The 14,893-nt window shown below is 44.6% G+C and carries 13 protein-coding genes; 10 read left to right on the top strand and 3 right to left on the bottom strand.

The window, feature by feature from the left end; genetic code table 11:
• Nucleotides 1-328 precede the first annotated feature (328 nt).
• From L3Q72_RS02830 to L3Q72_RS02840, 3 genes are all read left to right on the top strand, one after another.
• The gene (locus L3Q72_RS02830) at nucleotides 329-1,402 is read left to right on the top strand and encodes a hypothetical protein (protein WP_275131166.1); all 1,074 of its coding nucleotides are present in this window, start codon (nucleotides 329-331) and stop codon (nucleotides 1,400-1,402) included.
• A 21-nt stretch (nucleotides 1,403-1,423) separates the two neighbouring features.
• Nucleotides 1,424-1,975: an outer membrane beta-barrel protein gene (locus tag L3Q72_RS02835; protein WP_275131167.1), complete on the top strand. Its 552-nt coding sequence runs from the start codon at nucleotides 1,424-1,426 to the stop codon at nucleotides 1,973-1,975.
• A 76-nt stretch (nucleotides 1,976-2,051) separates the two neighbouring features.
• A complete protein-coding gene (locus L3Q72_RS02840) occupies nucleotides 2,052-2,603 on the top strand; it encodes a hypothetical protein (RefSeq protein ID WP_275131168.1) in 552 nt (183 codons plus the stop codon).
• A gap of 59 nt (nucleotides 2,604-2,662) precedes the next feature.
• Here L3Q72_RS02840 and nadC read toward each other — a convergent pair whose 3' ends face one another.
• Nucleotides 2,663-3,550, bottom strand: a complete 888-nt coding sequence (nadC, locus tag L3Q72_RS02845; RefSeq protein WP_275131169.1) for a carboxylating nicotinate-nucleotide diphosphorylase — start codon at nucleotides 3,548-3,550, stop codon at nucleotides 2,663-2,665.
• 345 nt (nucleotides 3,551-3,895) lie between these two features.
• On the opposite strand from nadC, the gene ampD reads away from it, so the two are divergent.
• The 5 genes from ampD (at nucleotide 3,896) to lpdA (ending at nucleotide 11,307) form a co-directional block, all read left to right on the top strand.
• On the top strand, nucleotides 3,896-4,441 hold the full coding sequence (gene ampD / locus L3Q72_RS02850; protein ID WP_275131170.1) for a 1,6-anhydro-N-acetylmuramyl-L-alanine amidase AmpD: 546 nt from the start codon (nucleotides 3,896-3,898) through the stop codon (nucleotides 4,439-4,441).
• 216 nt (nucleotides 4,442-4,657) lie between these two features.
• Entirely contained in the window at nucleotides 4,658-5,422 is a 765-nt protein-coding gene (gene pdhR / locus L3Q72_RS02855) for a pyruvate dehydrogenase complex transcriptional repressor PdhR (protein ID WP_275131171.1), read from the top strand.
• A 47-nt stretch (nucleotides 5,423-5,469) separates the two neighbouring features.
• Nucleotides 5,470-8,133 (top strand): pyruvate dehydrogenase (acetyl-transferring), homodimeric type, encoded by a 2,664-nt coding sequence (aceE, locus tag L3Q72_RS02860; RefSeq protein ID WP_275131172.1) that lies wholly within the window; start codon nucleotides 5,470-5,472, stop codon nucleotides 8,131-8,133.
• An 18-nt stretch (nucleotides 8,134-8,151) separates the two neighbouring features.
• Nucleotides 8,152-9,729 carry a pyruvate dehydrogenase complex dihydrolipoyllysine-residue acetyltransferase gene (gene aceF / locus L3Q72_RS02865; protein WP_275131173.1) on the top strand — a complete coding sequence of 526 codons (1,578 nt, stop codon included), beginning with the start codon at nucleotides 8,152-8,154 and terminating at the stop codon, nucleotides 9,727-9,729.
• 150 nt (nucleotides 9,730-9,879) lie between these two features.
• Complete coding sequence (gene lpdA, locus L3Q72_RS02870; protein WP_275131174.1) at nucleotides 9,880-11,307, top strand: dihydrolipoyl dehydrogenase; 1,428 nt, start codon at nucleotides 9,880-9,882, stop codon at nucleotides 11,305-11,307.
• 65 nt (nucleotides 11,308-11,372) lie between these two features.
• Here lpdA and L3Q72_RS02875 read toward each other — a convergent pair whose 3' ends face one another.
• A complete protein-coding gene (locus L3Q72_RS02875; protein WP_275131175.1) occupies nucleotides 11,373-11,996 on the bottom strand; it encodes a TetR/AcrR family transcriptional regulator in 624 nt (207 codons plus the stop codon).
• 257 nt (nucleotides 11,997-12,253) lie between these two features.
• Here L3Q72_RS02875 and hpt point away from each other — a divergent pair, with 257 nt between their 5' ends.
• Nucleotides 12,254-12,784, top strand: coding sequence for a hypoxanthine phosphoribosyltransferase (gene hpt / locus L3Q72_RS02880; RefSeq protein WP_275131176.1), 531 nt, complete (start codon nucleotides 12,254-12,256; stop codon nucleotides 12,782-12,784).
• A 185-nt stretch (nucleotides 12,785-12,969) separates the two neighbouring features.
• Here hpt and can read toward each other — a convergent pair whose 3' ends face one another.
• A complete protein-coding gene (can, locus tag L3Q72_RS02885) occupies nucleotides 12,970-13,629 on the bottom strand; it encodes a carbonate dehydratase (protein WP_275131177.1) in 660 nt (219 codons plus the stop codon).
• Nucleotides 13,630-13,974: 345 nt separating this feature from the next.
• Between can and L3Q72_RS02890 the strand changes: the two genes are divergently transcribed.
• Nucleotides 13,975-14,892 carry an ABC transporter ATP-binding protein gene (locus L3Q72_RS02890; RefSeq protein WP_275131178.1) on the top strand — a complete coding sequence of 306 codons (918 nt, stop codon included), beginning with the start codon at nucleotides 13,975-13,977 and terminating at the stop codon, nucleotides 14,890-14,892.
• Nucleotide 14,893: the final 1 nt, after the last annotated feature.

The raw sequence follows: 14,893 nt of genomic DNA on the forward strand, positions 1-14,893 counted from the left end.
GCAAGAATAGAAAACTGCCTGACCGTGGAAAATAAGCGATTTGGATTTACGCGACAGAAATAAAAAAAATCGGGCTGAATTGCATTCCTTTCACATATTTCTTCGGCCTATTTATTGGAATTGACTGGAAACCATCATTGTTTAGGTGTTCACCTACAACTTTTGGAGGCTGCTCTTGATACTTTTAGATACATATTCCAATTAATCCTATTTCATTCATACTTGACCTTACAATGAACGGATTATGAATTTATTTTGACATATTAGGTATGATTTTGAGTGAACATTTTTATGAACTGTTTTTATTATCTATAATAGATATCTAATTATGAAAAAATTAAATTTGATTGCATTGTTTATGTGGGGAGTGTTTTCCATTCCAGCCTTTTCTTATGCTAACTCGGATGAGTGGATTATTACGGATCCTCCTGAGACAATAAAACCACTTGAAATATTAAATTGTGACGATGGAGATACTGAACATCAACAGATATGTGAAATTGTCGCAGAGAAAGTGATAAATAAATTAAATGAAAATAACCTTTATGTTCAAGATGGTGAACTAGTATACAGTGCTAATGTTACCCCTAGGCAGATTCCAACTGGGCATCAATGTCAGGAAAGAATGTGGGCACAAAGTGGCTATTATAATGCATACTTGGAGCAGGACTTTTCTATTGGATTTGAAGCTAGCTTAATCGATGATGAACTAGTTGGTTTCTTAAAAGTTCCACTTCGATTCGATAATAGAGTTAACTATAAAGCAACACTAGGCGTTAATGAAGTGTTTGGTCATGGCTGTAATGATTATACTACTGATCATTATTATCAAAGCTCCAGTGCTCATGTCGAAGCTACCCAGGCTGTTGGTGTTAAGTTTCATCCAACCTTTGAAAAGATAGATGAGAAAATATATCGCGTGGCTTTGAGACCACATATTTCAGTCCAAGGGGATATTGATGATGTTAGTTTTCATTGGGATGTTCATGAGTTAGAAATTGGTGGCTATTTCACAGAGCCAAAGGATGAATATGATCCACTAAAGGGTGACGCACTAACAAAATTTATGTATAACATTCATGATGATGATTATACTTGGGCAGAAGCAAGCGAGGATTTAGCCTATATTACAGCTGCAATATCGTCTTCATCTTTGCCTATAGTTGTTGATGTGGCTCAGTTTTTAGTTGAAGAAGTAGATCATAATGTATTACTAGATGTGCTTGATATAACAGAAGAGCAAGTAAGAACAGCTCTTGAGGATATTCATGCACAAGCTAATACTGTTATTCAAGACTTTTATTTTGGCTTGGAAACCAAAGCAAATCAAAAAATGGCTGAACGTTTAGGTTTAGATGAGAATGGTCAAGTATCCTATACAATAGACTTAAATAATATATAAGTATATAGAATGTGAGGATTTATGAAAAAAATTCTATATTCATTATTATTTTTATTTGAATCAACTAATTGTATTGCTTCTCAAAATGAAGTTGGCTTGAAATATCAAGGTTATCTTGGTGGAGTATATAGAATGTATGAAAATGAGAAACCTATTCATATTTTTTATAACCACCATTTTAATGAGTTTTTTGGTATAGGTGCCAGCTTTGGAAACAGACCAACAGGAAAATTTAGCTTTAATAACTATAACACATCACTAAAACAGAAAAGCATACAGGTATACGGAACTGGTTATTTTCCCTTATCTCAGCGTTTCGTGCCTTATTTTAGCTTAGGATTAGGAGAGGCTTATTATGAGGTTAAAGATGCATATCATGATGGTCATACTGAAATGGATAGTGGTTTTACCCATCCTGGATTAATTGCAGAGTTTGGTTCGATTTATAATGTTACACATAACATTAATGCCCGGATTAGTTTAGGTGGGCACCATTTGTTCTATGAGAAAGATGGTGAGAGCTATGGTTCTATAGGTGCAAACCTGGCAATTGGCATCTCTTATATCTTTTAAGGGGGTTATAATGGGGGAAGTTTTAGTTCGATAAACGCCTTAATAAAATTATAAATTTTATAAAATGCAGATTTTTATGGGAAGAACTTTATATATATTACTGTTTTTATTAATATCAAATAACACTATTGCATCTCAGAATGAAATTGGTTTAAAAAATCAATGGTATCTTGGTAGCGCTTATAGAATGTATGAAAATGAGAAACCTGTTCATGTTTTTTATAATCACCATTTTAGCGATTTGTGGAGTGTTGGCGTCAATTTTGGAAACAGGCCAACGCAAAATGTTAGCTTTGAGGATCACGATACATCAATAAAACAGAAAGGTCTGCAGATATACGGAACTGGTTACCTTCCCTTATCTCAGCGTTTCATACCTTATCTTAGTTTAGGTTTAGGGGTTGCTTATGGTGAAGTTAAACATGTATATCATGATGGTCCTGTTAAGACAGAAACCGGTTTTACTCCTCCGGCATTAATCGCAGAAATTGGTTCAGTGTTGAATATTACAAATAATATTAATGCAAGAGTTAGCTTGGGTGCGCACCACTTGCCCTATGAGGAGTTCGGTAAGGGGTATGGGTCTGTTGGGGTAAATGCAGCTATTGGTATAGGCTATAGGTTTTAATAATTTATAAAAAACGGGCTGAGCTCAAGCTCAGCCCGTTTTTTATTTTTCGGAGCGTATTACTGAAACCGCATTGAAAGATCCATAGCTTTCAGATGCTTAGTCAGTGCGCCGACGGAGATATAGTCCACGCCTGTCTGAGCGTATGAGCGGATGGTTTCCAGAGTAACATTACCTGAGTTTTCCAGATCGGCACGGCCGGCATTAATTTTTACCGCTTCAACCATCATTGCAGTGGTGAAGTTATCCAGCATAACAATATCTGCGCCAGCATCGATTGCTTCGGTCAGTTCTTCCAGTGTTTCGGTTTCTACTTCAACCGGCTTGCCCGGATTAAGTGCCTTCGCAGTTTCAATGGCTTTAGTGATGCCACCACATGCGATGATATGGTTCTCTTTGATCAGGTAAGCGTCAAATACACCGATTCGGTGGTTATAACCGCCACCGCATGCAACGGCATATTTCAGAGCGCTGCGCATACCCGGGATTGTCTTACGTGTATCCAGAAGCTTGCAGTCGGTGCCTTCCAGTTGCGTGGCATACTGGGCAACAAGTGTTGCACAGCCGGAAAGCGTTTGGATAAAGTTCATGGCATTGCGCTCACCGGTCAGGATGATTCTTGCCGGGCCGGTCAGAGTACAAAGCACCTGGTTTGGCTCTACGGTATCGCCGTCTTTCACTTTCCAGTCGATCTCTACCACGCCACCTAGTTGCTTAAATACTTCATCAGCCCACATCTGACCGCAGAATACACCGTGTTCACGGGTGATCAGATTTGCAACGCTGATGGTATCTTCCGGGATCAGGCTGGCAGAAATATCCAGCGACGCATCTAATGTGCCACCTAAATCTTCTTTAAGGGTGTCTGCTACAGCACGAGTAATTTCGCGTGGAAGGATTTCTTGTAAGTATTCAAGACGAGCTTGGCTATCGTGACAGTTTTTCATTATATCCTTGAGCCTGTTGTTACCTAGATAAGGGCTACAGATGATACTCTTGCTGGGTAAATAATTCAGCTTTAATTGTCTCGAAATTATGGATTTTTGCTGACGGATGGGGGGGAAAGGGGTAATTTGGGTTACAGGTTACAGGTTACAGGTTACAGGTTACAGGTTACAGGTTACAGGTTACAGGTTACAGGTGTGAATAGTTCCTCGTTCCCATGCTCCTGCGTGGGAATGCATATCTGATCATCTGTAGTACACCTCACTAAACCACTTTCGTACCTACAAAACACTAACTAATGTGGCTTAATTTTGTGGGATTTCTTTAGGTCACGAGAAAAGCTCTAGATGAATATTACAGAAGATTACTGGATTGATAGTGCAAAGCGGGTGCCTTCTACCCATTGTGATGAGCGTGATGAAGGCGGGCAGATCTCTTTGCTGGTTATTCACAATATCAGCCTTCCGCCTAATCAGTATGGCGGGGATGCTATTGAGAAGTTTTTTACCGGGAAACTGGATCCTGAAGAGCATCCCTATTTTAAAGTTATCCATACCATGCGGGTCTCTGCCCATTGCCTGATAAAGCGGACGGGTGAGATTGTTCAGTTTGTTCCCTTTGATAAAAGAGCCTGGCATGCCGGGAAATCAAGTTTTGCTGGGGTAGGGCGTTGCAATGACTACTCAATCGGTATTGAACTGGAGGGAAACGACTTTGACGGTTATACCGAAGAGCAGTATCAGGCTTTGAGCGAAGTTACCCTCCAACTGATGAAAACTTTCCCTTTGATAACTGAAGATCGTATTACCGGCCATCAGTATATTGCCCCTCAGAGAAAGACGGATCCCGGGCTCAGTTTTAACTGGCGTCACTACCGTAAACGCCTTGGTTAGTCTGGCCTGCAAGGCTTTGGGATGTGAATATTTGTAAACTTATTTTGCTGATATCTTGATGGTTATTTGTTGCAAATATGTCGATTAACTACGCTTTCTATGATTTAAATCAATTTTTGCTAGACATTCTTGTTTCCTCCGTGTTAATTTCTATTTCGTGAAATGAATTGGTAATACCAATTTACAACGAAAGATTAACAGGGGAAGAGCAGCGATATGGCCCATCAAAGGATCCGTCAGCCTAAACTTTCCGACGTTATTGAAAAGGAACTGGAAAGGCTGATTCTCGAAGGAACATACTCCGCGGGACAACAGCTTCCTCCTGAGCGTGAACTGGCAAAGCAGTTTGATGTTTCCCGCCCTTCTGTCCGGGAAGCGATTCAGCGTCTCGAAGCGAAAAAACTGCTTAGCCGCCGTCAGGGTGGCGGGACATTTGTCAGCGATACGCTATGGAGCGGCTTTTCAGATCCTCTTCTTAATCTTTTGTCTAATCATAAAGAGACTCAACTAGACTTACTGGAGTCACGCCATGCGCTAGAAGGTATCTCAGCCTACTTTGCAGCGCTTCGTGGCACAGAAGAAGATTTTGAACGAATCTGCCAGGCTCAAAAGCAGATTTGTAATGCAGAAGAAGAGAAAGATTTAGAAAAAGAAGCAGCAGCGGTGGTGCACTCGCTTATCGCTGTCACAGAAGCCGCTCACAACCTGGTCCTGCTTCATATAGTGCGTAGTCTGGCACCTCTTCTCGAGCAGAATATATTACAGAATTTAAAACTATTACAACGCCGCAATGAAGCGGTACAGAAAGTAAGTAAACACAGAGCTAATATGGTGGATGCGATAGTGTCTGGTCAGCCTGAAAGGGCGCGTGAGCTTTCCCATTCCCATTTAGCCTATATCGAAGAAACCTTGTTGGATCTTAGTCGAGAAGAGGGTCGTAGAAAGCGCTCTTTACGCCGGATTCAGCAAAGTAACGATTAAAACGTTACAGGTTTTATTTGATCTAACCAACAAAAGGATAGACCGCCATGTCTGAAGTCATGAACCATGACGTTGATGCACTGGAAACTCAGGAGTGGCTCGAAGCTCTTGAGTCCGTCGTACGTGAAGAAGGTGTTGAGCGTGCCCAGTTCTTACTTGAACAAGTTTTAGATAAAGCCCGCCTTGATGGCGTTGATATGCCGACAGGCGTAACAACCAACTACATCAACACGATTGCTCCGGATCAGGAACCGGCATACCCGGGTGACACCACATTAGAACGCAGGATTCGCTCAATAATCCGCTGGAACGCAATTATGATTGTGTTGCGCGCTTCTAAGAAAGATTTAGAGCTTGGCGGTCATATGGCCTCTTTCCAGTCTTCTGCTGCTTTCTACGAAACCTGTTTTAACCACTTCTTCCGTGCTCCGAATGAGCACGATGGTGGCGATCTGGTCTACTATCAGGGACATATCTCTCCGGGTATCTATTCCCGCGCCTTTGTTGAAGGTCGCCTGACTGAAGACCAACTGGATAACTTCCGTCAGGAAGTAGACGGAAAAGGTATCCCGTCTTATCCGCACCCTAAACTGATGCCTGAGTTCTGGCAGTTCCCGACCGTATCTATGGGGCTGGGGCCTATTTCTGCTATCTATCAGGCTCGTTTCCTGAAGTATCTGGACGGCCGTGGTCTGAAAGATACCTCTAAGCAGCGCGTTTATGCTTTCCTTGGTGACGGTGAGATGGATGAGCCGGAATCACGCGGCGCTATCTCCTTTGCTGCCCGTGAGCACCTGGACAACCTGTGTTTCACCATTAACTGTAACCTTCAGCGCCTTGATGGTCCTGTGATGGGTAACGGTAAAATCATTCAGGAACTTGAAGGTCTGTTTAAAGGTGCCGGCTGGAACGTGGTGAAAGTGGTCTGGGGTAGTGGCTGGGATGCACTTCTGGCAAAAGATACCAGCGGTAAACTGCTGCAACTGATGAACGAAACCGTTGACGGTGACTACCAGACCTATAAGTCGAAAGACGGCGCTTATATCCGTGAACACTTCTTTGGCCGCTACCCTGAAACCGCAGCACTGGTTGCAGATATGACGGACACTGAGATTTTTGCTCTGAAGCGTGGTGGTCATGACTCATCAAAGTTGTATGCAGCGTATAAGAACGCTCAGGAGACCAAAGGCCGCCCGACGGTGATCCTTGCTAAAACGGTCAAAGGTTACGGCATGGGTGCTGCTGCTGAAGGTAAGAACATTGCTCACCAGGTTAAGAAGATGAACATGGAGCATGTTGAGCATCTTCGTGACCGTCTGGGTCTGCAGGATCTGGTTTCCGATGAAGATATGAAAACACTGCCGTATCTGAAGCTGGAAGAAGGCTCAGCAGAGTATGAATATCTACATGCCCGTCGTAAAGATCTGCTTGGTTACACGCCGGTTCGTCTTCCGAACTTTACCGAAGAGCTGGTTATTCCGGAGCTTGAGGAGTTTAAGCCGCTGCTTGAAGAGCAGAAGCGTGATATCTCTTCGACCATGGCATTTGTTCGTGCACTGAACGTGCTGCTTAAGAATAAGAATATCGGCAAGAACATTGTTCCGATTATTGCCGACGAAGCCCGTACCTTCGGTATGGAAGGCCTGTTCCGCCAGGTGGGTATCTATAACCCGCACGGTCAGAACTACACACCGCAGGACCGCGATATTGTTTCTTACTATAAAGAGGCGACTTCTGGTCAGGTATTGCAGGAAGGTATTAACGAACTTGGTGCTATGTCTTCATGGGTTGCAGCAGCAACATCATACAGCACCAACGATCTGCCGATGATTCCTTTCTATATCTACTACTCAATGTTCGGATTCCAGCGAGTGGGTGATATGGCATGGATGGCAGGTGACCAGCAGGCACGTGGCTTCCTGCTTGGTGCAACCGCCGGGCGTACAACGCTGAACGGTGAAGGTCTGCAGCACGAAGATGGTCACTCTCACATTATGGCCGGTACGGTTCCTAACTGTATCTCCTACGACCCGACTTTCGCCTATGAAGTTGCGGTTATCATGCAGGACGGTATTCGTCGTATGTACGGTGAGCAGGAGAATGTTTTCTACTACCTGACGGTAATGAACGAAAACTATGCCATGCCAGCGATTCCGGAAGGAGCTGAAGAGGGTATCCGTAAGGGTATCTACAAGCTGGAAACCTATGCCGGTTCTAAAGGTAAGGTACAGCTGATGAGCTCAGGCACGATTATGAACGAAGTGCGTAAAGCAGCTCAGATTCTGAGTGATGATTATGGCATTGCTTCCGATGTGTTCTCTGTGACTTCATTTAACGAAGTGACCCGTGACGGACAGGCGGCGGAGCGTTACAACATGCTTCATCCTGAGTCTGAAGAGCTGGTGCCTTATATTGCGCAAGTGATGGGCAGTGAGCCTGCAATTGCTGCGACAGACTATATGAAGAACTACGCTGAACAGGTTCGCGCCTTTATTCCGGCGGATTCATACAAGGTTCTTGGCACTGACGGCTTTGGCCGCTCGGACAGCCGTGACAACCTGCGTCGTCACTTCGAAGTAAATGCTGGTTACGTGGTAGTAGCTGCACTAAATGAGCTGGCAAAACGCGGCGAAATTGAAAAATCTGTGGTTACTGAAGCGATTTCTAAGTTCGGTATCGACACTGAAAAAACTAACCCGCTATACGCTTAACAGAGGTAGGAAAGAATAATGGCAATCGAAATTAATGTACCTGATATCGGTGCGGATGAGGTTGAGGTTACTGAGATCCTGGTTAGCGTAGGCGACAGGGTTGAAGAAGAGCAGTCTCTGATTATTGTTGAGGGCGACAAGGCCTCAATGGAAGTACCGGCTCCTCAGGCCGGTGTGGTTAAAGAGCTTAAGATCATTGAGGGCGATAAGGTATCTACCGGCTCTCTGATTATGACCTTTGAAGGCGCAGCTTCTGAAGCTGCTCCGGCTCCGGCAGAAGCGCCAGCCGCAGAGCCGGCACCGGCAGCGCCTGCGGCTTCTGAGCTAAAAGATGTTCATGTACCGGATATCGGCGGTGATGAAGTTGAAGTTACCGAGATTATGGTTTCTGTTGGTGATTCTGTGGAAGAAGAGCAGTCTCTTATCACTGTTGAAGGTGATAAAGCGTCAATGGAAGTACCGGCTCCTTTTGCTGGCAGCGTAAAAGAGATTAAGGTATCTGAAGGAGACAAGGTCTCAACCGGCTCTCTGGTTATGGTATTTGAAACCGCTGGTGGTTCTGTTGAAGTTGCCGCTCCGGCAGCAGCGCCAGCGCCTGAAGCGGCTAAGCCTGAAAAAGCGGCTGCTAAAGAAGAGGCTCCGCAGGCGGGTGATTTCCAGGAAAACAACGAATACGCACATGCCTCTCCGGTTGTCCGCCGTATTGCCCGTGAGTTTGGTGTTAACCTTTCTAAGGTAAAAGGTACGGGCCGTAAGAGTCGTATTCTGAAAGAAGATGTTCAGAGTTATGTGAAAGAAGCGCTTAAACGTCTTGAGTCCGGTGCGGCATCTGGTAAAGGTGACGGCAGTGCGCTTGGTCTGCTTCCCTGGCCTAAGGTTGATTTCAGCAAGTTTGGTGACGTTGAAACTCAGCCATTGTCGAAGATCAAGAAGATCTCGGGCGCCAACCTGCACCGTAACTGGGTGATGATTCCTCATGTTACTCAGTGGGATAATGCCGACATCACTGAACTGGAAGCATTCCGTAAAGAGCAGAATGCCATCGAAGCCAAGAAAGATTCAGGTGTGAAAATTACACCTCTGGTATTTATCATGAAGGCGGTTGCGAAAGCGCTGGAAGCTTTCCCGACATTTAACTCTTCGCTTACGGAAGACGGTGAAAGCCTGATTCTGAAGAAGTATGTCAATATCGGCATTGCAGTGGATACACCAAACGGCCTTGTGGTTCCTGTCTTTAAGGATGTGAACAAGAAAGGTATCTATGAGCTTTCTGATGAGCTGAAAGCGGTATCTAAGAAAGCCCGTGAAGGTAAGCTGACGGCTGCGGACATGCAGGGCGGTTGCTTTACTATCTCAAGCCTGGGTGGCATTGGCGGTACAGCCTTTACTCCGATTGTGAATGCGCCGGAAGTGGCTATTCTGGGAGTATCGAAATCAGAAATGAAGCCGGTGTGGAACGGTAAAGAGTTTGAGCCTCGCCTGCAACTGCCGCTGTCACTTTCATACGACCACCGTGTGATTGATGGTGCTGATGGTGCACGCTTTATTACTTACCTGAACGGCTGTCTGTCTGATATTCGTCGTCTTGTTTTGTAATTTTATTAAGTAACAACTGAATTGTTGTATAGCTCACAGGCTAAATGAAAATATTTTTCATATCGTTAACAAGTTTATAAACTGTTTCAGTTTGTAAATCGAAAAAGAACCCTTTTAGCCTGTTAGGGATAATGACTACAAGAGGTCAAAATGAGCAAAGAAATTAAAGCCCAGGTTGTGGTGCTTGGTGCCGGACCTGCTGGATACTCAGCTGCATTCCGCTGTGCAGACCTTGGTCTGGATACAGTACTGGTAGAACGCTATAACGCTCTGGGTGGTGTATGTCTGAATGTCGGATGTATTCCTTCAAAAGCACTGCTTCACGTTGCTAAGGTTATTGAAGAGGCCAAATCACTGGCGGAACACGGCATTGTATTTGGTGAGCCTCAGACTGATATCGATAAGATCCGCCTCTGGAAGGACAAAGTAATCACTCAGCTTACCGGCGGTATCGATGGTATGGCTAAGATGCGTAAGGTTAACGTTGTTCACGGTTACGGTAAATTTACCAGCCCTAACTCAATTCAGGTTGAGGGTGAAGAGGGTGAGGTAACAACGGTTAACTTCGATAACGCTATTGTTGCGGCCGGTTCACGTCCGATCAAGCTGCCGTTTATTCCGCATGAAGATCCGCGTATCTGGGACTCTACTGATGCTCTGAATCTGAAAGAGGTTCCGGGTAAGATGCTTATCATGGGGGGCGGTATTATCGGTCTGGAAATGGGTACGGTATACCATTCTCTGGGTTCTCAGATTGATGTGGTTGAGATGTTCGACCAGGTTATTCCTGCTGCTGATAAAGATATTGTCCGCGTTTATACCAAGCGTATTAAAGACAAGTTCAACCTGATGCTTGAAACCAAGGTTACCGCTGTTGAAGCCAAAGAAGACGGTATCTATGTTTCAATGGAAGGTAAGAAAGCGCCTGCTGAGCCTGAGCGTTATGACGCTGTTCTGGTGGCAATCGGCCGTGTACCTAACGGTAAGCTAATCGATGCTGAGCTGGCTGGCCTTGAGGTGGATGAGCGCGGCTTTATCAACGTTGATAAGCAGATGCGTACCAACATCCCGCACATTCATGCTATCGGTGATATCGTTGGTCAGCCGATGCTGGCTCACAAAGGTGTGCATGAAGGTCATGTGGCGGCTGAAGTGATCTCCGGCAAGAAGCACTACTTCGATCCTAAGGTGATCCCTTCGATTGCCTATACAGAGCCTGAAGTGGCATGGGTGGGTAAAACAGAGAAGGAAGCAAAAGATGCGGGTATCAACTACGAAGTTGCTACTTTCCCCTGGTCAGCTTCCGGTCGTGCAATCGCATCTGACTGCTCTGACGGTATGACCAAGCTTATCTTTGATAAAGAGAGTCACCGTATTATCGGTGGTGCGATTGTAGGGACAAACGGCGGTGAACTGCTGGGTGAAATCGGTCTGGCAATCGAAATGGGTTGTGATGCCGAAGATATCGCTCTGACTATTCACGCTCACCCGACACTGCATGAGTCAGTCGGTCTTGCCGCTGAAGTCTTCGAAGGTACAGTTACCGATCTGCCGAATAAGAAGGCTAAGAAGAAATAATCTTAATAAGATTATTATAAATAAAAAATCCGGGCTAAATGCCCGGATTCTTATTATAGAGACAATTAAGCTGTTGCTGCTTCGTCATTATAGATACAAAGCATGTTAAGGAAGCCCTTAACCATATCGTTTAGTGCTTCATCGTCCTGCTCACGGTTTGCCTGTACATAAACGGCATAGCAGAGACCGTGGAACAGTTTAGCCAGGTACTCAGGGTTCTGTGATTCACAGACTTCGCCACGCTCAACGGCCTTTCTGAACATGCTCTCAAGTACGATTGAGCTGTTGCTGTTCAGAGTAACAAACAGAGGCCAGATCTCATCACGGGTTGATGCACTCCACTCAAACCACACTTTTAGCCAGTGACAGTCTGAACGAACCAGTTCAACTACCTGAGATGTTGATTTTTCAAGGTTTTCCTTGATGTGAACAGACATATCAACGGTTTCATTCAGGAAACCGGAGAACTGACGAACCACATGGTGAAGTACTTCATCAACAAGATCCTCTCTTGTCGGGAAGTAGTTGAAGACGGTTGCCACTGAAACCTGAGCGATCTCAGCAATATCCGCATGCCCACCCCGGCCGATACCTCTTCTCGCGAATACCTCTAATGCGATATCCATCAATTGAAGCTTACGCTTCTGAGGAGACAGACGGGTTCTGGGTCTTTTTTTGATCATATCCATAACATTTATCCTTGCCAACGTTGTTGTTATTTAATGCGGTAATGTGATGTTTATAATTAATTTTCCGCCAGATGAGTGTACAAGTGCATATTTAGAAATTCAATGGATATTGTTAATATTTTGGTCAGTTATTTGATCAGTGTTAATTTTTACTGATAGTTACTTCAGTTAAATCTGGTGGTAGAATAGCCCACCTGTATTGGTTTGCTGGTTGTTTTTGCAGCAAGTCTCCATATTCTTAATCAAATGAGAAAAACATGAAACATACCGTTGAAGTAATGATTTCTGAGGAAGAAGTACGCAATCGTGTGCTTGAGCTTGGAAAACAGATTAGTGAACACTATAAAGATTCTGAAAACCTGGTGATGGTTGGTCTTCTGCGGGGATCATTTGTGTTTATGGCCGACCTTGCTCGTGCTATTGATTTGACTCACACAGTAGACTTTATGACGGCATCCAGCTACGGCAGCTCAATGGAGAGCTCAAGAGATGTGCGTATCCTTAAAGATCTTGATGATGATATTCAGGGCAAGGACGTACTGCTTGTGGAAGATATCATCGATACCGGCAACACTCTGAGCAAGGTTTGTGAAATCCTTTCTATCAGAGAGCCAAACTCAATCAACATCTGTACGCTTCTGGACAAGCCTTCAAGAAGAGAAGTGGAAGTAGACGTTAAGTGGATCGGCTTCGAAATCCCGGATGAGTTTGTGGTTGGGGTTGGCATTGATTACGCGCAGAAGTATCGTCATCTGCCGTATATTGGGAAGGTGGTTCCGCAGGAATAGGATTATTCTGGGCAATGGGGCAATGGGGCTATGGGGGATTTCTCTATTGACCTCGGCGCTAATTCCTTAAAGTAAAAAAATCCCCGCTTTCATTAATAAGCGGGGATTTTTTATGTTTGACTTCGGATTTAACTGGGATACCTTCCCTATAGCCCTATAGCCCTATAGCCCTATAGCCCTATAGCCTATTTCCCAATCACCCCAGAAACAATCTTCTCCATAGCACTATTATAAGCCGCCTCAAGCGTCTCTTTGCTATCGGATCTCATGCCCAGGTCGATAAGTTTTCCGTCGCCGATGCCGTAGATAACACCGTGAAGGTCGATTTTCTGGCCTCTGTCCCATGCGTTCTGCATTATGGTTGAGTTACCCAGGTTGTATACCTGTTCTGCTGCGTTTAGTTCACATAGCTTGTCGCCCCACTGCTCGCGTGGCAGGGTTTCCAGCAGGTCGCGGTATTTCAGGTAGATATCGCGGATATGCAGAAGCCAGTTGTTGATTAATCCAAGCTCTGGGTTGTCAATGGCTGCATTTACACCGCCACAGCCGTAGTGGCCACATACAATAACGTGTTTAACTTTCAGTACATCAACAGCGTACTGAACCACCGAAAGACAGTTAAGATCGGTGTGAATCACCTGGTTAGCGACATTTCGGTGAACAAACAGTTCACCTGAGTCCAGCCCGGTTAGCAGCTCTGCCGGAACGCGACTGTCTGAGCACCCAATCCATAGGTAGTCAGGAGACTGTCGGTTCACCAACTTGGAAAAGTACTCCGGAGATTCGGAGGTCATCTGCTCTGACCAAGCTGCATTTTTGTTAAATAACTCTTTAATATCTGGCATTCAATTTCCCTCTTTGAAGCGCTCAATATACACAAGGTTAGCGGACAATACTTCTTTTTATCAGTTAAAAATACAACATTTTTAACTGATCAGAGCACTTTCGTTTACATTTTGTTGCTAATGCTGCTTCTGCTAATGGTTAATCCTATTAAATTCATTAAGTTATATGGAATAATTTAATTTTTTATCCGGCTCTCGGACTAATACCAATCCCAACAATCACTGAACAGCTAATTACTGGGATTGGTATAAAGAGCAGATAAATACGGGGATTGTATTTTCATGTGGTAGCCTCCATTTATTGGTTACTGTGAGCTTTGGACGAGTGTCCATTTAGGGTTAGTCATGTACGCATTAGAAATAGACAATTTAAGAAAAACCTATGCCGGTGGCGTAGAGGCGTTAAAAGGGGTCAGCCTGAAAGTAGAGAAGGGCGACTTCTACGCACTTCTTGGTCCAAATGGAGCAGGTAAGTCGACTACGATTGGCGTTATCTCTTCGCTGGTGAATAAGACCTCGGGTCAGGTTAAAGTATTCGGATACGATATCGACAGCGATCTGGAACGAGCCAAGATGAACCTTGGTCTTGTACCTCAGGAGTTCAACTTCAATCAGTTTGAAACTGTGGAGCAGATAGTGCTTCAGCAGGCCGGTTACTATGGAGTAGCCCGCGATACGGCAAAAGAGAGAGCGAAAAAGTATCTGAGTAAACTCGATCTGTGGGAGAAGCGAACTGCACGAGCCAGAAGTTTGTCCGGAGGGATGAAGCGCCGCCTTATGATTGCCAGGGCGCTGATGCATGAGCCGAAGCTTCTTATTCTTGATGAGCCGACAGCGGGTGTGGATATTGAGCTGCGCCGTTCAATGTGGGACTTTCTTCAGGAAATTAACCGCGATGGCGTAACCATCATTCTGACAACCCATTATCTGGAAGAGGCAGAAATGCTCTGCCGGAATATCGGTATCATTAATCAGGGTGACCTGATTGAAAACACCAGCATGAAAGAGCTGCTTAACAAGCTGCATGTGGAGACCTTTATTCTGGATCTTGAAGCAGGAAATCAGGAGATTGAGCTGCAAGGCGTCAACTCATTCAAGTATGAAAATGGATCTCTTGAAATAGAGATAGATAAAGAAACAGGCTTGAACAGCGTATTTGCTCAGCTTTCTGACAAAGGCGTAAAAGTTCTTTCAATGAGAAATAAAGCAAACCGTCTTGAAGAGCTGTTTGTCAGTATTGTCCGTAATCAGGGTGGGGAATAAG

The sequence above is a fragment of the Vibrio sp. JC009 genome, assembly GCF_029016485.1.
Lineage (GTDB): Bacteria > Pseudomonadota > Gammaproteobacteria > Enterobacterales > Vibrionaceae > Vibrio.

Coding starts and splice junctions, on each gene's coding strand:
- L3Q72_RS02830 (WP_275131166.1), top strand. CDS start 329: ATGAAAAAATTAAATTTGATTGCATTGTTTATGTGGGGAGTGTTTTCC.
- pdhR (WP_275131171.1), top strand. CDS start 4,658: ATGGCCCATCAAAGGATCCGTCAGCCTAAACTTTCCGACGTTATTGAA.
- lpdA (WP_275131174.1), top strand. CDS start 9,880: ATGAGCAAAGAAATTAAAGCCCAGGTTGTGGTGCTTGGTGCCGGACCT.
- L3Q72_RS02875 (WP_275131175.1), bottom strand. CDS start 11,996: ATGGATATGATCAAAAAAAGACCCAGAACCCGTCTGTCTCCTCAGAAG.
- hpt (WP_275131176.1), top strand. CDS start 12,254: ATGAAACATACCGTTGAAGTAATGATTTCTGAGGAAGAAGTACGCAAT.
- L3Q72_RS02835 (WP_275131167.1), top strand. CDS start 1,424: ATGAAAAAAATTCTATATTCATTATTATTTTTATTTGAATCAACTAAT.
- L3Q72_RS02890 (WP_275131178.1), top strand. CDS start 13,975: ATGTACGCATTAGAAATAGACAATTTAAGAAAAACCTATGCCGGTGGC.
- aceE (WP_275131172.1), top strand. CDS start 5,470: ATGTCTGAAGTCATGAACCATGACGTTGATGCACTGGAAACTCAGGAG.
- can (WP_275131177.1), bottom strand. CDS start 13,629: ATGCCAGATATTAAAGAGTTATTTAACAAAAATGCAGCTTGGTCAGAG.
- L3Q72_RS02840 (WP_275131168.1), top strand. CDS start 2,052: ATGGGAAGAACTTTATATATATTACTGTTTTTATTAATATCAAATAAC.
- nadC (WP_275131169.1), bottom strand. CDS start 3,550: ATGAAAAACTGTCACGATAGCCAAGCTCGTCTTGAATACTTACAAGAA.
- aceF (WP_275131173.1), top strand. CDS start 8,152: ATGGCAATCGAAATTAATGTACCTGATATCGGTGCGGATGAGGTTGAG.
- ampD (WP_275131170.1), top strand. CDS start 3,896: ATGAATATTACAGAAGATTACTGGATTGATAGTGCAAAGCGGGTGCCT.